This is a genomic window from Nocardioides lentus (assembly GCF_039529515.1).
In the GTDB taxonomy this organism is placed as follows: Bacteria; Actinomycetota; Actinomycetes; order Propionibacteriales; family Nocardioidaceae; genus Nocardioides; species Nocardioides lentus.
The window spans coordinates 22,686-42,465 of record NZ_BAAAMY010000005.1; the positions used below are offsets into that span (position 1 = coordinate 22,686).

At 75.7% G+C, this 19,780-nt stretch carries 18 protein-coding genes; 5 read left to right on the top strand and 13 right to left on the bottom strand.

Annotation, left to right across the window (positions count from 1 at the left end; translation table 11 throughout):
• Positions 1-63 precede the first annotated feature (63 nt).
• The 3 genes from ABD158_RS11005 to ABD158_RS11015 are packed head-to-tail and all read right to left on the bottom strand — an operon-like array spanning position 64 to position 2,182.
• Entirely contained in the window at positions 64-606 is a 543-nt protein-coding gene (locus ABD158_RS11005; RefSeq protein WP_344007079.1) for a nucleotidyltransferase family protein, read from the bottom strand.
• Positions 603-1,094, bottom strand: coding sequence for an MOSC domain-containing protein (locus ABD158_RS11010; RefSeq protein ID WP_344007081.1), 492 nt, complete (start codon positions 1,092-1,094; stop codon positions 603-605). Before ABD158_RS11010 ends, ABD158_RS11005 begins: the two co-directional genes overlap by 4 nt.
• Positions 1,091-2,182, bottom strand: a complete 1,092-nt coding sequence (locus tag ABD158_RS11015) for an alpha/beta hydrolase family protein (protein ID WP_344007083.1) — start codon at positions 2,180-2,182, stop codon at positions 1,091-1,093. Before ABD158_RS11015 ends, ABD158_RS11010 begins: the two co-directional genes overlap by 4 nt.
• Positions 2,183-2,197: 15 nt before the next feature.
• Between ABD158_RS11015 and ABD158_RS11020 the strand changes: the two genes are divergently transcribed.
• On the top strand, positions 2,198-2,599 hold the full coding sequence (locus ABD158_RS11020) for a DUF3253 domain-containing protein (RefSeq protein WP_344007085.1): 402 nt from the start codon (positions 2,198-2,200) through the stop codon (positions 2,597-2,599).
• Positions 2,600-2,606: 7 nt separating this feature from the next.
• On the opposite strand, the gene ABD158_RS11025 is transcribed toward ABD158_RS11020, so the two are convergent.
• Complete coding sequence (locus ABD158_RS11025) at positions 2,607-3,212, bottom strand: TetR/AcrR family transcriptional regulator (protein WP_344007087.1); 606 nt, start codon at positions 3,210-3,212, stop codon at positions 2,607-2,609.
• 84 nt (positions 3,213-3,296) lie between these two features.
• On the opposite strand from ABD158_RS11025, the gene ABD158_RS11030 reads away from it, so the two are divergent.
• Positions 3,297-4,781 carry a cytochrome P450 gene (locus ABD158_RS11030; RefSeq protein WP_344007089.1) on the top strand — a complete coding sequence of 495 codons (1,485 nt, stop codon included), beginning with the start codon at positions 3,297-3,299 and terminating at the stop codon, positions 4,779-4,781.
• Positions 4,782-4,796: 15 nt separating this feature from the next.
• Here the strand turns inward: ABD158_RS11030 and ABD158_RS11035 are convergent, their stop codons facing one another.
• From ABD158_RS11035 to ABD158_RS11060, 6 genes are all read right to left on the bottom strand, one after another.
• Positions 4,797-5,810: an NAD-dependent epimerase/dehydratase family protein gene (locus ABD158_RS11035; RefSeq protein WP_344007091.1), complete on the bottom strand. Its 1,014-nt coding sequence runs from the start codon at positions 5,808-5,810 to the stop codon at positions 4,797-4,799.
• Positions 5,811-5,923: 113 nt separating this feature from the next.
• Complete coding sequence (locus ABD158_RS11040; protein ID WP_344007092.1) at positions 5,924-7,270, bottom strand: DUF4910 domain-containing protein; 1,347 nt, start codon at positions 7,268-7,270, stop codon at positions 5,924-5,926.
• A 5-nt stretch (positions 7,271-7,275) separates the two neighbouring features.
• Positions 7,276-8,637 carry a glutamate-1-semialdehyde 2,1-aminomutase gene (locus tag ABD158_RS11045; protein WP_344007094.1) on the bottom strand — a complete coding sequence of 454 codons (1,362 nt, stop codon included), beginning with the start codon at positions 8,635-8,637 and terminating at the stop codon, positions 7,276-7,278.
• Complete coding sequence (locus ABD158_RS11050; protein ID WP_344007096.1) at positions 8,634-9,293, bottom strand: PIG-L deacetylase family protein; 660 nt, start codon at positions 9,291-9,293, stop codon at positions 8,634-8,636. The genes ABD158_RS11045 and ABD158_RS11050 overlap by 4 nt, the downstream gene beginning before the upstream one ends.
• A 1-nt stretch (position 9,294) precedes the next feature.
• Positions 9,295-10,137, bottom strand: coding sequence for a glycosyltransferase family protein (locus ABD158_RS11055; protein ID WP_344007099.1), 843 nt, complete (start codon positions 10,135-10,137; stop codon positions 9,295-9,297).
• Positions 10,134-11,411 carry a methyltransferase domain-containing protein gene (locus ABD158_RS11060; RefSeq protein ID WP_344007101.1) on the bottom strand — a complete coding sequence of 426 codons (1,278 nt, stop codon included), beginning with the start codon at positions 11,409-11,411 and terminating at the stop codon, positions 10,134-10,136. Before ABD158_RS11060 ends, ABD158_RS11055 begins: the two co-directional genes overlap by 4 nt.
• Positions 11,412-11,515: 104 nt before the next feature.
• Between ABD158_RS11060 and rfbC the strand changes: the two genes are divergently transcribed.
• Positions 11,516-12,076 carry a dTDP-4-dehydrorhamnose 3,5-epimerase gene (gene rfbC, locus ABD158_RS11065; RefSeq protein WP_344007103.1) on the top strand — a complete coding sequence of 187 codons (561 nt, stop codon included), beginning with the start codon at positions 11,516-11,518 and terminating at the stop codon, positions 12,074-12,076.
• Here the strand turns inward: rfbC and ABD158_RS11070 are convergent.
• From ABD158_RS11070 to ABD158_RS11080, 3 genes are read right to left on the bottom strand one after another with little or no spacing between them, the layout of a single operon-like run.
• The gene (locus ABD158_RS11070; protein WP_344007105.1) at positions 11,994-13,124 is read right to left on the bottom strand and encodes a glycosyltransferase family 2 protein; all 1,131 of its coding nucleotides are present in this window, start codon (positions 13,122-13,124) and stop codon (positions 11,994-11,996) included. The genes rfbC and ABD158_RS11070 overlap by 83 nt on opposite strands.
• A 31-nt stretch (positions 13,125-13,155) precedes the next feature.
• Positions 13,156-14,511 carry a nucleotide sugar dehydrogenase gene (locus ABD158_RS11075; RefSeq protein WP_344007107.1) on the bottom strand — a complete coding sequence of 452 codons (1,356 nt, stop codon included), beginning with the start codon at positions 14,509-14,511 and terminating at the stop codon, positions 13,156-13,158.
• A 10-nt stretch (positions 14,512-14,521) separates the two neighbouring features.
• On the bottom strand, positions 14,522-16,681 hold the full coding sequence (locus tag ABD158_RS11080; protein WP_344007109.1) for a heparinase II/III family protein: 2,160 nt from the start codon (positions 16,679-16,681) through the stop codon (positions 14,522-14,524).
• A gap of 182 nt (positions 16,682-16,863) precedes the next feature.
• Here ABD158_RS11080 and ABD158_RS11085 point away from each other — a divergent pair, with 182 nt between their 5' ends.
• On the top strand, positions 16,864-18,195 hold the full coding sequence (locus ABD158_RS11085; RefSeq protein WP_344007111.1) for a phenylacetate--CoA ligase family protein: 1,332 nt from the start codon (positions 16,864-16,866) through the stop codon (positions 18,193-18,195).
• A complete protein-coding gene (locus ABD158_RS11090) occupies positions 18,192-19,748 on the top strand; it encodes an oligosaccharide flippase family protein (RefSeq protein ID WP_344007113.1) in 1,557 nt (518 codons plus the stop codon). Before ABD158_RS11085 ends, ABD158_RS11090 begins: the two co-directional genes overlap by 4 nt.
• Positions 19,749-19,780 lie beyond the last annotated feature (32 nt).

The window sequence follows — 19,780 nt, forward strand, 5'->3', positions numbered from 1 at the left end:
AGCGTAGTCACGCGCAGGTTTCCCGACGGTTGGTCAGGTGCGCGGCCCGGCCCGGTGCGCCGCTCACCGGGAGTCGACGTCGACCCCGCCCGCGAGGTCGCCGCACTCGACCAGCGCGGGCGGGTGGGTGCGCAGGTAGTCGCGCGCCCCCCGGTCCCCGTCGGCCCGTGCGCCCGCGCCGGCGAGGTGCGCGCGACCGAGCAGCACCGGGTGGCCCGGCACCCCGCCGTACGCCGCGCGCCGCAGGCTGGTGGTCGTCAGCGGCTCGGCGAGCACCCGGGCGACGACGTCGGCGCCGACGTCGGGCAGGTCGACGAGGTGCACGAGCACGGCGACGGGGTCGTGCGGGACCGTGGCGGCGAGCCCCGCGGCGAGCGAGGCGCCCATCCCCGCGGCCCAGTCGTCCGCGACCACGACGGCGACGTCGTCCGGGACGCGGGCGCGGGCCTCGTCGGCGGCGGCGCCGAGCACCACGGTCAGCGGCGCGCAGCCCCCGTCGCGCAGCGCGGCCAGGCTGGCGACGAGCCAGTCGTCGACCAGTGCCTTGGGGCGACCCATCCGGCGCCCCGCCCCGGCCGCGAGCAGCAGGCCGTGGGCCGGGCTCACCCCGGCTCCCCGTCGTGGGACGGGGGCGGCGGGGGCGACATGACGACGGTGCTGCCGACCGCGATCTCGCCACCCGCCAGCACCCGGCACACGGCGCCGGCCCGACCGCGCCGCAGGGCGTGCTGGGCGTCGGGACCGATCGTGTCGTCGAGCAGCTTGCAGGGCGCGGCGACGCGGACGACCTCGAGCTCGACGGCGTCCGCACCCTCGCCGACGGTGATCCGGCTGCCGGGGGCCGTGGGCACCTCGCCGTCCTCGACGGTGAGGTTGCGCCGGGTCAGCGCCGACGCGATGGGCGCGCCGTACCGCTCGGCGGCGTCGTCGAGCTGGCTGCGGCTCTGCACGCTGACGTGGCGGTGCCGGGTGCCGTGGTAGCGGTCGCCGACCAGGCCCTTGCCGGTCTCCGCGGTCACGCGCTCCACGCTGCGGGTGGGCAGCCGCCGACCCTTCGCGAGGTGGATCTCGGCCACGCGGGTCGTCTCGCTCACGCCGCCCCCATCCGGGCGGTCAGGAAGGCGTCGGTGCGCTCGATCATCGAGCGCCAGCCCGCGTAGAAGGTGTGGCCCTCGTCCGGGTAGGTCTCGAGCCGCGCGTCGACCCCGGCCCCGGTCAGGGCCCGCTGGGTGGCGTCGGCCCACGGCGGGGGGCAGGTCTCGTCGAGCTCGCCGTGCAGGGCGAGGACGGGCTCGGTGATCCGGTCGAGGTACGTGCGGGGCGAGAGCTGGCGGTAGGGCTCGGGGTTCGTCTCCGGCGGGCCGCCCAGCTCGGCGTAGAGCTCCGCCGCCTCGTCGGGCCGGCCGGGCTCGGTGAACTGGCGCAGGTTGTCGACGTAGTCGGAGCTGACGCTGGCGTGGACCACGGCGGCGTCGACCAGGCCCGGGGCGATCACCAGCGCGCTCAGCGTCACCCCGCCGCCCATCGACCGGCCGACCATGCCGAGACGCTCGTCGTCGACGTAGGGCTCGCGGGCCAGGGAGCGGACGGCGGTCACGGCGTCGCGGGCGTAGCCCAGGCGCGACTCGAGGTCGAGGTCGGAGGCGGGGTCGCTGCCCGCGTGGCCGCGGTAGTCGGTGTGGAGCACGACGTAGCCGGCCCGGGCGAGGTGGTCCTGCTCGCGGGCCATCCCCTGCCCCGGGGAGTAGGCGCTGGGCTCGATGTAGCCGTGGTTGAGGACGACCCCGGGGAAGGGCCCCTCGCCGCGCGGGCGGAGCAGCACCCCGGAGACCGTCAGGCCGCGGGAGCGGTAGGTGACCACGGAGCGGGTGTAGGCGTCGGTGGTCTCGAGGACCTCCCCGCGGCGCAGGCGGCTGCCGCCCAGCTCGCCCCGCGCCTCCTCGCGCATCACCGCCGGCAGGGAGACCGGGCTCGCGACGGGGGGCAGGTCCGTGCCCGCGTCGGGGCCCGGCTCGGCGTCCGTGCCGGCGCCGGGGCCCGTGCCGGTCGGCTCGGCGGCCGGGGCGCTCGGCGGGGCGCTCGGCGGGGCGGTCGCGCCGCGCGGCTCCGCGGGGGCGTCGGCGCTGCAGGCGGTCAGGGCCACCAGCAGCAGGGCCGTCGGGCCGAGGCGTGTCCGCAGCACCTGTTCACTGTACGGGTGGCTCACGCACGCAGGACCTCGTCGACGACCCCCGAGGACAAGACCTGCGCCTCCTGCGGGCGGCGCATCGAGTGGCGCAAGAAGTGGGAGAAGGACTGGGACGCGGTCCGCTACTGCTCCGACGCCTGCCGCCGTCACGGCGTCACGGACACCGACCGTGCGCTGGAGGCCTCGATCCTCGACCTGCTCGCGCAGCGCAAGGGCGGCGCGACCATCTGTCCCTCCGACGCCGCCCGCGCCGTCGGGCCCGCCGACGACGAGGGCTGGCGCGAGCTGATGGAGCCCGCCCGCCGCGCGGCCCGGCGCCTGGTCGCCGCCGGCGAGGTCGTCGTGACCCAGAAGGGCTCCGTGGTCGACCCGTCCACCGCGAAGGGCCCGATCCGCATCCGCCGCGCCTGACCCGGCGTCAGCGCAGCAGCCTGCGCACCAGCAGCGCCAGGTCGTCGGCGGCGGCCGCCACGTCGCCGGTGGGGGCGACCGCGTGGCTGACGAGGAGCCGGACGACGCTCTCGACGAGCACCCCCGACAGCCGGGGCCCCAGGTCGGGAGCGCGCCGGCGTACCCAGGCGCCGAACAGCTCGACGCCCGCGCTGAGCAGCGGCTCGCCACGGGTGGTCAGCAGCGGGAGCAGCCCGTGGTCGCCGTCGGCGCCGCCGAGGACCGCCTGCAGCAGCGGGTTGTCGTGCGCCATGGTGAGCGCCAGCGCGGCCGCGGCGCCCACCGCGGCGTCCGGGGCCTCGGCGGGGTCGGCCTCGAGCCGGTCGGCGACGGCCGCGAAGAAGGCCCCGGTCTCGCGCTCCACCAGGGCGCGGCCGAGGTCGTCCTTCGTGCCGAACTCGCCGTGCAGCGTCTGACGGCTGGTGCCGACCGCGGCCGCGACGGCGCCCATCCGGACCGCGCCCCAGCCCCGGTCGAGCACCGTCGCGCGGGCCACGTCGAGCGCCAGGTCGCGCAGCTGCTCCCGCACGCGGGCGCGCCCGTCGGCGCGCAGGTCGGCCGCCGTCGTGGTCACGTCCGGATGCTACCGGTCGGCGACATCCCACCCCTGACGTCGTCGTCCCTTGACAGAACATTGATTCTGTCAGAACGTCGGGCCATGACGACCGAGGCGATCCCCCGCGAGCAGCGGCCCTACGACCCGGCGGACCTGTCCGGCCTGGCGTTCTGGTCGACGACCGCCGCGGAGCGTGAGCGGACCTTCGCCGAGCTGCGTGCCGAGCGGCCGGTGTCGTGGCACCGCCCGGTCGCGAACGGGCTCTTCGAGGACCCCAACGACCAGGGCTTCTGGGCGGTGGTGCGCCACGAGCACGTCGTCGAGGTGACGCGTCGCCACGACGACTTCCTGTCGGGTGAGGGCATCGTCTTCGAGTCGATGCCCCAGGAGCTGCTGGACGCGGGCCAGGGGTTCATCGCGATGGACCCGCCCCGCCACACGCGCGTGCGGCGGCTGCTGGCGTCGGCGTTCACCCCCCGCCAGATGCGGCGCATCGAGGACCGCATCACCGCCAACTCCGCCCGCATCGTCGACGCCGTGGCGGACGAGCCGGAGTTCGACCTCGTCGCCCGGGTCTCGGCCCTGGTGCCGATGCACAACATCTGCGACATGGTCGGCGTCCCCGACGAGCACCGCCGCACCATCGCCCACGAGGCGCAGTTCGCCGGTGGCTGGCGCGACGAGACGCTCCTCGACGGCGCCGACCCCCTGACCCGGCTGCTCGAGGCCGCCGGGACCATGCGCGAGGTGTGCTTCGCGCTCCTCGCGGAGCGACGCGCGGCCCCGGTCGCCGAGCGCCCCGACGACCTGCTCACCGCGCTGGTGGCCGCGGAGATCGACGGCGAGCGGCTGAGCGACGACGAGATCGTGTCCTTCTTCGGGCTGCTCATGGTCGCCGGCAACGACACGACCCGGCAGGCGATCAGCCACGGCACGCGGCTGCTGACCGAGCACCCCGACCAGGCCGACTGGCTGCGCGAGGACCTCGACGCACGCCTGCCGACCGCGGTGGAGGAGGTGCTGCGGGTCTCGACGCCGATCATGACCTTCCGTCGTACGGCGGCGCGGGACTGCGAGCTGGCGGGGCAGCGGCTCACGGCCGGCGACAAGGTGGTCCTGTTCTACGCCTCGGCCAACGCCGACCCCGCCGTCTTCGCGGACCCGCTGCGCTTCGACGTCGCCCGCTCCCCCAACCACCACCTGGCGTTCGGCGGCGGCGGCATCCACCACTGCCTCGGCCTCCAGCTCGCCCGGCGCCAGCTGCTGGCGACGTTCCGCGAGCTGCTGACCCGCCTGCCCGACCTCGAGGTCGTCGGCGAGCCCCGGCTCGGCACCGGCAACTTCTTCCACGCCGTCACCCGGATGACCGTGCGCCACGGGCGGGGGGGTCGCGGCATGAGGATCGCCCACGACGAGTCGCGCTGCGCCGCGACCGGGATCTGCGAGTCGCTCGCCCCCGACGTGTTCGAGGTCGGCGAGGACGGCTGGCTCGTCGTGCTCGAGACCGAGCCCGCCGAGCACCGGCGTGCGGCGGTCGCCGAGGCGTGCGCCGCCTGCCCCACCGGGGCCCTCGTCCTGGAGGGCTGAGGGGCAGGCCCCGCCTCAGGCCTCCGTGCGCCGCAGACGGCCGTCGAGCTCGGTGGCCTCGATCTGGCGCTTCAGCAGCGCGAGGCGGAAGAAGTCGTCCTTGGGGCGGGCGCGGAACTCGTCGGCGTGGTCGCGCACGAACCCGGCGAGGTCGGCGATGCCGTCGCCGATCGGGCGCATCCGCACGTCGGGCACGAGCCGGCCGAGCTTGGCGAACGAGACCCGGTAGTCACGCAGGTCGGGCGAGGGGTCGGCGACCTGCACCTCGACGCCCGCCGCCTGCGCGACGAGGTCCGCGGCCTGCCGCACGGTGATCGTCGCCTCGTCGGAGCCGACGTTGACGATCTCGCGGCCGACGCGGTCCAGCGGCGCCTCCAGCAGGGCGCGGGCGGCGATCGCGATGTCGCCGGCGTGCACGAACGGGCGCCACGAGGTGCCGGCGCTGCGCATCGAGACCGCCCCGTGGACGACCGCGTCGTAGGTGAACTCGTTGATGGCGAGGTCGAGCCGCAGCGCGGGCGAGGGGCCGTAGACGGTGGCGTTGCGCAGGATCACCGGCGTCAGGCCGGGGCGCTCCACGCCGAGCAGGTCCTGCTCCACGGCGACCTTGCAGCGGGCGTACGTCGTGAGCGGCGTGGTCGGTCCGTCCTCGTCGACGATCGTCTCGCCCGTGGCGCCGTAGACGCTGCAGGAGGAGAAGTAGACGAACCGCTCCACCCCCGCCTCGGCCGCGAGGTCGGCGAGCCGGACGGAGGCGCGGTGGTTGATCTCGACGGTCAGGTCGCTGTCGAGCTCCCCGAGGGGGTCGTTCGACAGCTCGGCGAGGTGCACCACGGCCTGCTGGCCGGCGAACGGCGCGGCGTCCAGCTCGCGGGTGTCGGCCTGCCGGGCCATCGGGGCGCCGGCCTCGAGCAGGCCCGCGCGGTACAGGCCCGCGTCCAGGGTGGAGACCTCGTGCCCGCCGCGCTCCAGCTCCGTCACCAGCAGCCGCCCCAGGTAGCCGTCGGCCCCCGTCACCAGCACGCGCATCCGCTCATCCCTCCGCCGGTCCGGGCGGCGCCCGGGTCCGGGCCGAGGCTAGCGGTCGGCGGGCCGTCGCCGCCGTCGTTCGGACGCGGCCGAGCCGGACGGGCGGCGGTGGCTCAGGCCAGCAGGTCGGTGCGGGAGAGCCGGTCGGCGGCGTGGCGGACGGCGGCGAAGTCGACGTCGGCCCGCGTGGCGATGTCGACGAGCGAGGTGGCGCCGTCGGCGTAGGCCAGCACCCAGAGCATCGCCATGACGGCCTCGTTCGCGGCCTGCCCGCCGGTGGTCGGGTAGAGGCCGCGCTTGCCGAGCTGGGGCTCGCCGTGCGGCTGGAGGTTGCGCGGCGTCGCGTCGTTCTCCAGCACGTCGACGACCTCCAGCAGGGCCGCGAACGCGTCGGCGAGCTCCGCGGGCCGCACGTAGGAGAGGTCGTCGGCGGAGGTGTGGTACTCCGGGTACTCGTTGTGCGGGGTGCGCGAGAGCCGCGCGAAGGGCAGGTCGAAGCCGAGCGCGTTGAACTGCCGCTCGTCGTAGCCCCACGGCGAGTAGTCCCGCTGCTCGCCCCCGCGCCGGGCCACCACGTGCCCGACCGCGCGGTCGACCTCCCGGTCGCCCCGGCGGCTGCGCTTGTGCACCAGCGGGCCGGGCCCGCCCAGGCCGGTCAGCACCAGGCCGTGACGGATCCGCTCGCGCCCCTCGACGTTCTGCGCGAGCCAGACCACGGAGCCGACGGTGCCGGGCGCGAACAGGAAGCGGTAGGTCCAGCGTCGCCGCCCGAGCCCCGCGAGGGTGCGGGCGAGCTCGGTGGCCAGCACCAGGCCGGACAGGTTGTCGTTGGCGATCGACGGGTGGCACAGGTGCGCGGTGACCATCACCTCCTCGTCGGTCTCCCCCGGCACCACCAGCTCGCCCCAGGTCAGCTCGCCGGGCCCGAGGTCGGCGTCGACCACCACGTCGTACGGCGCGGTGAACTCGCCGGCCTCCATCCGCTCCAGCAGGCGGTGGGGCAGGCAGAAGCCCCAGCGCCGGTGGTAGTACGACGTCCGGTACGGGATCCAGTCCGGGTGGTCGGGCAGGGTGTGCAGGTGGCCGCGCATCTCCTCCAGCGACAGCGTCGCGCGGACCGGCGTCGAGTAGCCCACGACGTGCAGGGTGTGGTCGTCGGTGTCGACGACGACCCGTCCGTCGGCGTCGGTGATCGTCGCGCGGCGCAGGCTCCACTCGTCGGTGACCGTCCAGTCGTAGGCCTGGTAGCCGGTCGGCACGGAGTGCCGCTCCAGCGGCGCCACCGCGTCGAGCAGGTCGAGCGTCGCGCGCACGCCGTCTCCGGTCAGGCTGCGCGGGACCGGGTAGAGCTCGGCCATGCGGGCGTGCATCGACTCGCCGAGCGCGGCGAGGTCGACCTCGCCGGCCCGCACCGCGTCGACGAGCCCGGCGACCCCGCCGTGCCCCTGGGTCCCGGCCACGCCGGTCACGCGCCGTCCAGGTCGGGCAGGCGCCGCGGGTCCGCGGTCGCGCGCAGCGCGGGCGCCACCGGGCGGCCGCGCAGCAGCCCGTCGGTGCTGCCCTGCTCCAGCGCCCGGGCGTACGACGGGAGGGTGGCCTCGACGGCCGCCAGCGTGACGGCGAGGTCGTCCTCGGTGTGGGCCGCGGAGACCACGAACGACTGGCCGAGCACCCCGTGGGTGAGCAGCCCCTGCAGGAACAGGGTGCGGAACGCCTGCGACGGCGCGCCCGTGTGGTCGCGCGTCGCGAACACCAGGCACGAGGGCCGGCCCAGCGCGACGACGTGGTCCGCGAGCCCGGCGGAGGCCGCCAGCGCGTTGACGCCCGCGGCCAGCGCGGCGCCCCGGCGCTCCATCGTGGCCACCACGTCGGCGCCGAAGCCCCCGTCGTAGGCGTCGGCGACGGCGAGGTAGGCGGCCAGCCCGCTGACCTCGGGGCCGTGGGTGGTGGAGAGCAGGAAGGTGCGCGCGGCGTCGGTGCGCAGCCCGCCGAGCTCCATCAGCTCGCGCCGCCCGGCCAGCGCCGAGACCGCGAACCCGTTGCCCAGCGCCTTGCCCCACGTCGAGAGGTCCGGGGTCACGCCGTACACCTGCTGGGCGCCGCCCGCGGCCCAGCGCATCCCGGTGATCATCTCGTCGAGCACCCACACGCAGCCGTCGCGCGCGGTGAGCGCGCGGACGCCCTCGAGGAAGCCCGGCTCGGGCTCGGCGAGGGCGGTGGCCGCCTCCATCACCACGCACGCGACCCGGCCGGCGTGCTCGGTGAGCAGCGCCTCCAGGGAGCCGAGGTCGTTGTAGCGGAACCCGACCGTGCGCGCGCGCTCCGCGTCCCCGATCCCGGCGCTCATCGGGGTGGTGCCGATGAACCAGTCGTCGGTGGAGAAGAACGGCTGGTCGGTGCAGACCGCGACCAGGTCGCGGCCGGTCACCGCCCGCGCCAGCCTCACCGCGGCGGTGGTGGCGTCCGAGCCGTTCTTGGTGAACTTCACCATCTCCGCGCCCGGCACCTGGGCCACGAGCCGCTCTGCGGCCTCGAGCTCGGTCACCGAGGGGCGGGAGAAGCTGACGCCCGCGCGGGCCGCGGCCGCGACCGCGTCGGCCACCGGCGCGTAGCCGTGACCCAGCGTCACCGAGCGCAGGCCCATCCCGTACTCGACGAGCCAGCGACCGTCCGCGTCGAGGACCCGCGCCCCCTCGCCGCGCACGAGGACCGGCGCCATGTCCTCCGGGTACTGGTCGGAGCCGCGGGCGTAGGTGTGCGCACCGCCCGGCACGACCCGGTGCAGCCGCTCCTGCAGCGCGGTGGAGCGGGCGAAGGACGCCGTCACGTGCCCTCCCCGGGACCGGGAGCGAGGTCCAGCAGCACCTTCGCGGCGCGGAACGCCTCGGCGTAGGGCGCCCGGCACTCGATGCCACGCAGCCGCATCAGGCCGCCGAAGGTCTCGGCGTCCCACCAGTCGCGGGCGAGCTGGGAGGGGAAGCTCGCGTCGAGCAGCTCGAGCTTGCGACGCATGGTCGTCGCGTCCACGCCGACGTAGTGGCTCATCGGACCCAGGTCGCCGTCCCACTTCGGGATCTCGTAGTGCAGCACGAGCGCGTCGCGCCACACCGTCGGCACGAGACCGCCGACCAGCCGGTGGTCCTGGTGGGCGTCGTCGGTCCGCGGCGCCAGCACCACGTCCGGCGCGGTACGACGGGCGAGGTCCTCGAGCGTCTCCTTCACCGCCGCCCACGCCGCGGGCAGGCGTCCGTCGGGGAGGTCGTGCACCTCCACCTCGGCGTCCGGCACGAACCGCGGCAGCGCCGCGCGCGCCTCGGCCTCGCGGGGGCCGCCGGCCCCGGTCAGCACCACGCCGCGCACCCGCACGCCCGGCCGCCGCGCGAGCCGCAGCAGCGTCGCACCGCACCCGATCTCGACGTCGTCGGGGTGCGCGCCCAGGCACAGCACCTCCAGCGGACCGTCGGGCAGCCGCAGACCCAGCACCTCAGCCGCCCTCCCCGGCCGCCGGCGACTCGACGTCGACGCGCGGCACCTCGCGCCCCGGCGTGGTCGACCGGGGGCGCCACAAGGTCCACGGGCTGACGCCGTGGCGGTACTGCTCCTCCAGCGCCGAGCGCTCCTTGAGGGTGTCCATGGGCGCCCAGAACCCGTCGTACTCGACGGCGCGGATGCGGCCCTCCGCGGCCGCCCGCACGCACGCGTGCATCACCAGGTCCTCGCCCTCGCCGAGGTAGTCGAAGATGGACTGGCGGAAGACGAAGTAGCCGCCGTTGATGCGCATGTCCATGTCCGCGACCGCGGTCAGGCCGGTCACCCGGCCGTCCTCGATCCCGACGACGTGGAAGGAGTCCTGCGGCTTGACGGTGAGCATCGAGCCGACCGCGTCGGAGGCGGCGAAGCCCTCCACGATCTCGTCCATCGGGGCGTCGGTGAGCACGTCGCCGTAGTTGGCCAGGAACATCTCGTCGCCGTCGAGGTGGTGGCGCACCCGGCGCAGGCGCTCCCCGATCGCGGCGTCGATGCCGGTGTCGGCGAACGTGATCGTCCAGTCGCTGATGTCGGTCGAGAGCATCTCGATGTCGCGGCCGCCGTTGCGCAGCACGAAGTCGTTGGACCGGGTCTCGCGGTAGTCGAGGAAGTAGTCCTTCACCGCCTGCGACCCGTGGCCCAGGCAGAGGATGAACTCCCGGTGCCCGAAGTGGGCGTAGTAGCGCATCACGTGCCACAGCACCGGCCGGCTGCCGATCGGCATCATCGGCTTGGGCAGCGACTCGGGCCCGGTGCGCATCCGCATCCCCAGCCCGCCGCAGAACAGCACCACCTTCACGGCGCCACCTCCCCGTCCGCTGCCGCACGGTCCGGGACCGTCGGCGGGAAGATCTCCAGGTCGGGCACGAAGACCACGAGCTGGCCGCCCCAGTCGGCGACGTACGACAGCTGCGCCGAGATCTCCGCGCGCAGGTTCCACGGCATGACCACGACGTAGTCGGGCCGCTCCGCGGCGAGCCGGTCGACGTCGTGCACGGGGATGTGGGTGCCCGGCAGGAACCGGCCGTGCTTGAACGGGTTGCGGTCGACCGCGAAGGAGATCTGGTCGCGCTTCACGCCCGCGTGGTTGAGCAGCGTGTTGCCCTTGCCGGGCGCGCCGTACGCCGCCACGCTCCTGCCGCGCCGCGAGCAGTCGACCAGGAACGACACGAGGTGGTCGCGCACGCGCGCCACCTCCGCGGCGAACCCCGCGTGGCCCTCCAGGGTGTGCAGCCCGGCGGCCTCCTCGTCGGCCAGCACCTTCGCCACCGCGGCCGACGGCTCGCCCGCGTGCTCGGTGGGCGTCGACCAGGTGCGCAGGGACCCCCCGTGGCTGGGCAGCTCCTCCACGTCGACGACCGTCAGGCCCGCCGTGGCGAGCACGCGCTGCGTGGTCAGCAGCGACACGTAGGAGTAGTGCTCGTGGTAGATCGTGTCGTAGGCGCGGCCCTCGATGAGGCGCAGCAGGTGGGGGATCTCGATCGTCAGGGTGCCGTCGTCCGCGAGCAGCTCGCGCAGCCCGGCGGTGAAGTCGACGATGTCGGGCACGTGGGCGAAGACGTTGTTGGCGACGACGAGGTCCGCGCGACCGTGCCGGGCGGCCACGTCCGCACCGGTGGCGCGGCCCAGGAACGTCACCTCGGTCGGCACCCCGGCGGCGACCGCGGCCTCCGCGACGTTGGCGGCGGGCTCGATGCCCAGGCAGCGCACCCCGCGCTCGGCGACGTGGCGCAGCAGGTAGCCGTCGTTGCTCGCGACCTCGACCACGAAGGAGTCCGCGTCGAGCCCCAGCCGCTCGGCCGCGGTCGCGACGAACGCCCCCGCGTGGCGCACCCACGAGTCGGAGTAGGAGGAGAAGTAGGCGTAGTGGCTGAAGATCTCGTCCGGCGGGATGTAGGCCGGCAGCTGCACCAGCAGGCACTCCGCGCACACCCGCACGTGGAGCGGGTAGAAGGTCTCCCCCGCGTCCAGCTCGTCGGCGGTCAGGAACGTCTCGCACGGCGGTGACATGCCGAGGTCGACGAAGGTGTGCGTGAGCTCGGCGGAGCACAGCCGGCACCGGGGCGCGGACATCAGGGGCCTTCTTCCGTCGGGGCCCGACCGGGCCGGGTGGACCTATAGTGACGGGCGCCGGGTCGGGCTGTCCGGCCCATCGCGAGATGGACGAGGAGCGTGCCGTGGACGTCCGCCCGACCGCGATCGCGGGTCTGCTGGAGCTGCGCCCCACCCCGCACCGCGACCACCGGGGCTTCTTCTCCCGGACCTTCGACCTCGCCGCCGGGCTCGAGGCCGGGATCGACGGCCGCGACTTCGTCCAGGACAGCCTGTCGCGCTCGGCGTACGGCGTCCTGCGGGGGCTGCACGTGCGCACCGGCGCCGGCGAGAACAAGCTCGTGCGCTGCTCGTCGGGCCGCGTGTACGACGTGGTCGTCGACCTGCGTCCCGGCTCGGCGACGTACCGGCACTGGCTCTCCTTCGACCTCGACGGGGACCTGCAGAACTCGATCTACGTGCCGGCGGGCTGCGCCCACGGCTTCCAGGCCCTGACCGACCCCGCCGACACGGCGTACCGCATCGACCGCGAGCACGCGCCGGGCGAGGACCTGACGATCGCCTGGGACGACCCGGAGCTGGCCATCGACTGGCCGCTGCCGGTCACGGCGATGTCGGAGGCTGACCGCGCGGCTGCGCCGCTGAGCGCGTCCGCCGAGGGGCTGGCGCGGATCGCTCCCGCCTGAGCGCGGGCCGGCGGCGCTGCTCACCGGTGTCCTGGGGCAGGCGGTGGGAGATCCACCGCTCGAGGCGCGCCTTGAGCGGGTGCACCGCCGCGAGCAGTCCCGGCGCGACGTGGAGCGCCACGAGCACCAGCAGCACCCGCGGGGTGCGCCGCTGCCGCGCGGCGTCGCGGACCTCGCGGCGCGCGTCGGCGACCTCGCCGCGCGCGAAGTGGTACCGGGCGCGACGCAGCGCCTGGTGGTAGCGCAGGCGGCGCACCGTGCGGTCCACCAGGGCGGCGACGCGGGCGTCGTCGGGGTGACGTCGGGCGTGCGCGAGGAAGCTGTTGACCAGGGCGTGCTCGAAGGCGGCCACGCTGCTGGGGTGACGCGACAGCGAGTCGTCACGCACCCGGTAGCGGGCGAGCCGCCGCGGGCTGACCCACACCTCGTGATCCGCGACCAGCCGCAGCCACACGTCGACGGACTCGTCGACGTCCGGCTCGGTCGAGCCGTAGCCCCCGACGGCCCGCCAGGCGCTGCGCCGCACCAGCGCCCCGTAGTAGGGGATGCGGCCGTCGAGCAGGTCCGCGAGCCCGAGCCGCTCGCCGTCGCCGGCGGGCAGACGCATCCCCACCGAGCGCATGTAGCCCCGGCCGTGCGGGCGGTCACGGCCGTCGGAGAACAGGTGCGCGTCGCAGCCCACGACGTCCGCACCGGGGTGGTCGCGCAGGAAGGCGCGCATCGAGGAGACGAACTCGGGCTCGAGCTGGTCGTCGCTGTCCAGCGGCACCACGAACTCGCCCGTCGCGACCGCCGCCGCGGCCTCGAGACCGCCGACGTAGCCGGCGTTGTCCTGCCGGACCAGGCGGACCCGCGGGTCCTCGTCGGCCACGCGGGTGACGATCGCGGCCATGGCGTCGGAGGGGCCGTTGTCGACCACGACGAGCTCCCAGTCGCCGTCGAGCTGGGCGCGCACCGACGCGATGGTCGCCGCCACGTAGTCCTCGGTCCGGTACGCCGTGGTCAGGAAGCTGACGAACGGCGCGCGCGAGCGCGGCGTGTCCCCCATGTCGTCCCCCTGTGGCCGGTCGCTCGCCCCGTCACCAGGCGATCGCGTGGTAACGGTGACCGAGCGAGCGCCGCGTGTCCATGGGCAGACGCACAAGATCCACGACCTGCACGTCGTCGCGCAGGCCCTCGAGCGCTGTGAGGGTCTGCTCGTCGCGGCTGCCGACGATGACGGTCCCGCCGTGGGCGGCGACCTCGCCGGGGTCGTCGACCAGCACCTGCGCGAGGTGCGGCAGCCGGTCGTCGACGAACGCGCGGTTGGCGCCGAGCAGGCGCGCCAGCACGAGCACGCTGTCGTGGACGCGCACGTCGTGGCCCTTGCCGATCAGCCGCTCGACGAGCTCGACCAGCGGGCTCTCCCGCAGGTCGTCGGTGCCCGCCTTGAACGTGAGCCCGAACATGCCGATGCGCCGGTGGCCGAGGCCGACCACGGTCTCCACGGCCCGGTCGACGTGGGCCTCGTTGGAGGGCAGCACGTGGTCCAGCAGCGGCACCGTGACGTCGCGCGAGCGCGCGACGTGGGTCAGCGCGCGGACGTCCTTCGGCAGGCACGAGCCACCGAACGCGTAGCCCGGGCGCAGGTAGGCGCCGGAGATGTTGAGCTTGGTGTCGGCCAGGAAGATCTCCATCACGTCGTGGGAGTCGACCCCCAGCGACGCGCACACGGCCCCGACCTCGTTGCCGAAGGCGACCTTGAGGGCGTGGAAGCTGTTGTCGACGTACTTGGTCATCTCCGCGACGCCGATCGGCACGGCGAACCGGGGCCCCGGCAGCCCGTCGTACAGGGCCATGACGTCGGCGCCGGCGCGCTCGTCGCTCTGACCGACGACGGTCTTCGGCGGGTCGTGGAAGTCGCGGACGCTGCTGCCCTCGCGCAGGAACTCCGGGTTGACGCAGACCCCGAAGTCGACGCCGGCACGCTTGCCGGACAGCTCCTCCAGGATCGGGACGAGCAGGTCGGTGCACGTGCCGGGCAGCATCGTCGAGCGGTAGACGACGGTGTGCCAGGCGTCCTCCGTGGCCAGCTTGGTGGCGAGCGCGGCGCCGATCTGCTCGGTCACGCGCTCGAGGTACTCCGTGGACAGCCGACCGCCGCGGGTCGACGGCGTGCCGACGCACACCAGCGAGACGTCGGTGTCGTGGACCGCCTGCGCCAGGTCGGAGGTCACGCTCAGGCGCCCGTCGCCGACGACCTCGGCCACGACGTCGGCGATGCGCTCCTCGACGATCGGCGAGACCCCCTGCGCCAGCAGCGCGGTCTTCGCCTCGTCGACGTCGACCCCGACGACGCGGTGCCCGCGCTCGGCGAAGCACGCGGCCGAGACGCACCCCACGTAGCCGAGGCCGAAGACGCTCAGACGGGCACGTTCCGTGCGTCCCGAGTCCATGCCCCGGAGGCTAGCGGGCGATCCCCGGGGGCCGTGGCGTGATGGCCACATCGGTCACCCGGCGCCTCCCGCCCGCCCACCAGACGACGCGCGCGACGTCGCCGTCGACCTCCACGACCGGGGGCCGCAGGTCCCCGGCACCCGTGGCCGGGTGCAGGTGGGTGGCGACGACGAGGGGGCCCGTCCCGGTCGCGGTGGTGCCCAGCAGCGGCGCCGGCTCGCGACCCTCCAGGCGGCGCGAGACCCAGCCACGGTGGGTCGCGGGGTCGCCGACGACGACGGTGTGACGCAGCGGGGCGGTCGCCGCGGCGGCGAGCGCGAAGAGGGCCTCGGCGCCGTCGGTGACGAGGTGACCGCCGGCGACGACCTGGGCCTGCAGCCCGGGCGCCAGGGGCCAGGCCACGCCGGCCGTGTGCTCGCCGGCGGCGCGCAGCACGTCGACGACCAGGAACCCGCCGCCGGCGTCGGGCGGCGCCTCCACGTGCCGCCGGTGCACGACCGGGTCCTCCAGCCGCGTGTAGCCGTCGTGCTCCGCGGTCACGACGCCGCGGTCGAGGTCGACGTCCACCTCGGTGACCTCCGCGCGGCGCGACCACAGGAACGCGCCGGCCATCACCGACTGGTCCTCGCCGTCGACGGTCACGGTGGCGTGGACCGCCGTGCCGCGGTGCACGCGGCGCCACGCGGGGTGGCCGTAGTAGCTGCCGGTGCCGGGGTCGACCACCCGGTCGCGCCCGCCGACGCTCCAGGTCACGGCGAGCGCGTCGGCGTGGCCGTGGGCGGCGATGGCGAGGTAGCCCAGCGGGCCGGTGTCGACGGTGACGCGCTCCCCGGCGGCGGGGCGCAGCACGACCAGTCCCCCGTGCGGGGCGTGGAAGGAGCCGGCGTCGCGGGCGGCGTCGGGCAGCAGGCCCGTCGGGCCGGGGGTGCCCGTCGTGGCCGCGGCGACCCAGCGCGCGGTCAGGCCGGCACCGGGCGGCAGGTCCGCGGGCGCGGCGCCGTACGCCGCAAGGACGTCGAGGTGGTCGGCGATCGTGCGCACGGGCTCGGGCCCCAGCCGGAGCGCGAAGCCCTCGTCGTCGTCGCCGTAGCGGGGCTCGGGGTCGCCGCGCCCGACGAGGCCGGCGAGGTAGGTGCCGCTGCGGGTCAGCGCGTCGGTGAGCGGCGCGGGCACCGGGCGGCCGGAGGCTCGCAGCAGCACGGCCACGACGAGCACCAGCTCGGCGGTGAAGACCTGGTAGCCGACCGCCTGCTCGGCGCCGGCGCCGTCCGGCAGCACCTGCCGCCCGGCCTCGCGGACCAGGGCGTCGAGCGCACGGCCCAGACGACGCTCCGCGTCGGGGAGCTCGGGCAGCAGCAGGCAGGTCGCGGCGAGCCCCGCGAGCTCGCCGACCAGGTGGTTGTTGGCGGAGCTGTGCAGCGAGCGCTCCCGCCAGCACGCCCGGGCGGAGGCGTCGGCGACGACGACCACCCGTCGCAGCCGCTCGGCGGTCAGCAGCGGGCTGGTCCGCAGCCCCTGCAGCGCCACCAGCACCGAGATCATCCGCACGCCGGCCTCGAACGCGCCGCGCCACGCGATCCCGACGCCGACGGGGTTCGCGTCCAGCCAGGAGTCGAGCTGTGCGAACGCCTCGGCGGCCAGCTCGTCCCGCCCCGTGAGCAGCCACGCCTCGGCCAGCCACGGCAGGTGCTGGAGCCGGTTGAGCTCCCAGATCCACTTCACGTCGGCCGGCGCCGTGCGGTGGTCCAGGCGGCGTGCGGGGACACGGGGCCAGTCGTGCCCCGCGAGCGGGTCGTGGTGCCAGTCGACGGGGTCGGCGAGAGTCACCTCGGGGTGGGCGAAGAAGGCGAAGCGGTGCGCGGCGACGCGCTCGGCGGCCGCCAGGAGGTCCGCGGTCGCCGCCGGCGCGGTCGCGGCGATCGTGCCCGCGGCCCCGCGGTCGAGCAGCACCGGACGGTCCGTCGCGGTGCGGAACGCCGCCAGGGCGCGCTCCCACGACGCCGCGTCGGCGTCGTCGGGCAGGGCGCGCGCACCGGGGAGGCGCTCGCGCAGCGGATCGAGGCGCGGGGCGGCGGTCTCCACCGCCAGCCGGCGCATCCGCCAGGCGACCTCCGCCGGGCCCATCGCGCGCAGCCGCCGCGCGTACCACCCCAGCCGCCCACCGGCCATGCGCGCGGTCCCTCCCCGTCCTCGTCGGCGCCCTCGTCGGCGCCGTGGTCGGCGCCGTGGTCGATGCCGTGGTCGATGCCGTGGCGTCGCCGTCGTCGGCGCCCGGACCCTCGCCGGGTCCCGACCGGCCAGCCTAGAGCGGCGAGGCCCGGCGCGTCGGGGGGACGTGGAAGAGTGGGCGCGTGCCGTCGTCCGCACCGTTGAGCCTGCAGCACCGGCTGCGGACCGCCCACCCCCTCGCGCCCGGGATGCGGCGCACCCTGGCCCGCCTGGACCGGGCGTCCACCGACGAGGTGCGCGCCTTCCAGGAGCGGCGGCTGCGCGCGCTCGTGCGCTGGGCGGCCGCACGGTCGCCGTACCACCGGGCGTGGTTCGCCGAGCACGACGTCTCCCCCGCCGACGTCCGCACCCTCGCGGACCTCCCGCGGCTGCCGCTGCTGCGCCGCGCCGACCTCGTGGAGGGAGCCGAGCGGTTCCTGGCCTACCCCCGTCGGCTGGTGTGGCCCTCCCGCTCCAGCGGCACCTCCGGGAGCGTGGTCACCGTCTACCGCACCCCCGGCTCCTCGGCCTACGAGCTGGCGGCCCTGCAACGCCAGTGGGGCTGGTTCGGGGTGCCCCCCGGCGCCCGACGGCTCGCGATCCGGGCGGCCGGCGCCGACGCGTCGCAGGTCGCGGCCGGCGGCCCCGTGACCCGGGAGGTCCCGGGCGCCCGCCAGCTGCTGCTGTCCGGGTACGACGTGGCGCGCGCCGACCCGGCCAGGCTGCTCGCCGAGGTCCGCGCCTTCGCGCCCGACGCCGTCGAGGGGTGGCCGTCCGCGATCACCGCGCTCGCCACGCTGCTGCTCGAGCGCGGCGAGACCCTGCCGGTGCGGGCGGTGATCACCTCCTCCGAGGTGATGACCGCCGCCCAGCGCGAGCTGATGGGGGCCGCGTACGCCGCGCCGGTGGTGGACCACTACGGCCAGACCGAGCGCGTCACGCTCGCCGGCACCTGCGAGGCCGGGGGCTACCACCTCTTCGACGACTACGCGATCACCGAGCTGCTCCCGGTCCCCGGGGAGCGCGAGCGCTGGGAGATCGTCGGCACGCCGCTGCACAACTGGGGCTTCCCGCTGCTGCGCTACGCCACCGGCGACCTCGTGGGCCCGGCCCCGGCGGGCCCGTGCCCGTGCGGCCGGGGCTTCGCGCGGCTGGGCGCGGTCGCCGGGCGCGCCGAGGACGCGTTCACCTCGGCCGACGGGCGGCCCCTGCCGCTGCCCGGCACCGTGGTCGACGCGGTGCGGGGACTGCGGGAGGTCCAGATCGCCCAGCTCGCGCCCGGCCGCTTCGAGGTGCGCATGGTGCCCGGGGCCGGTGCCGGCGACGACGTCCTCGCCGCCGCCCGCGCCGACGTGCTGGCGGCGGTCGAGCGCTACTTCGGGCCCGGGCAGCAGGTGGGGTTCGCCGTGCTCGACCGGATCCCGCGCAGCGCCAGCGGCAAGCTGCGCCCCGCCGTCGTCGAGCGCGCCCCGTGACCTCGCCGCACGACCCCGCCCCCGCCGGCCCGGCGCCCGAGCCCGACCCGGAGCGGCCCGGTGGTGGGGGCCGCACGCTGCGGGAGCGCATCGGGCGGGTCGCTGCCGCGTCGGCCGCGGCCGTGGTGTTCGGCCAGCTGGTCTCGCTGGTCCAGACCGTCGCCCTGGCGCGGCTCCTCAGCCCGACCGAGGTCGGGTGGTTCGCCGCCGGGAGCGTGCTCACGGCGTTCGCCAGCAACGTCGTGGAGGGCGGGCTCCGGGCCGGCCTGGTGCAGCGCGAGGACCGGCTCGACGACGCCGCCGAGACCGTGTTCCGGGCGACCATCGTCAGCGGCTTCCTCACCATGCTGCTCGCCCTGGGCATCGCGCCGCTGGTCGCGCTGGTCTTCGACAGCCGCACCGCGGGGCTCGTCGCGGCGAGCATGGCCGGCGGGGTCTTCCTGTTCGCCTTCACGAACGTCCCGGAGGCGCTGCTGCAGCGCGAGTTCAGCGTGCGCCGACGGCTCGTCGTGGGCCCGGCCGTGGCGGTCAGCTTCGCGGTCGTCTCGGTCACGCTCGCGGCGCTGGGGCTCGGCGTGTGGAGCATGGTGATCGGCAGCTACGCCTCGACGCTGACCTGGGTGGCGACCCTGTGGTGGATCTGCGACTGGCGCCCCGGACGGGGCCGCGCGAGCCTGCCGATGTACCGCGAGCTCGTCCACTTCGGCTTCCCCCTGGCCCTGGGCCTGTTCGCCGAGCAGACCGAGAAGGGCGTGCAGGCGGGCGTGACCGGTCACGTGCTCGGGGCCAGCGGGCTCGGCCTGTTCCGCTACGGCGAGCGCATCGCGCAGATCCCCGTCGGCGCGCTCGTCGAGGTCAGCTCCGTCGCCCTCTTCCCGGCGTTCTCCCGGATCGCCGACGACGCCGACCGCTTCCGCCAGAGCTACCTGCGCGCCCTCGGCCTGGTCGTCACCGCCGCCGCCGGGGTCACCGCGCTGCTCGTGGCGATCGGCGAGCCGCTCGTGGTGCTGGTGCTCGGCGAGCAGTGGCGCGGCGCCGGCGTCGTGCTGGTGGCGATGGCCGGGCTCGGGCTGGGCAAGGCGTTCACCACGGTGAGCGAGGAGGCCATCAAGGGGGCGGGCCGCACCTCGCTGCTCAACTGGTACACCCTCACCGAGTTCACGCTGACGATCGCGCTGCTGCTGGCCCTCGTCGGCCCGCTCGGGCTGGTCGGCGTCGGCCTGTCCGTCTCGGTCACGGCGCTGCTCGTGGGGCTCACCGTCATGACGCTCGCGCGCCCGGTCGTGGGCGTCCGCTGGCGCGACCTCGCCGCGACCACCCTGCCCGCGATCGTCGCCGCCGCGGGTGCCGGCGACGTCACCCACCTCCTCGAGACGGAGCTGCTGCGCGCCGAGACCCACTCCGTGCTGCTCGGCCTCGCCCTGCTCGCGCTCGCCGGCCTCGTCATGCTCACGTCGTACGTCGTGCTGCTGCGGGTCCTCGCCCCCCGCGCCTACCGCGCCGCCTCCGACGTCGCCCTCACCGTCCTGCGCCGGCTTCGCCCCCGGCCCTGAGGCGGTCGGGCAGCAGGCGGCGCTGGCCCCGA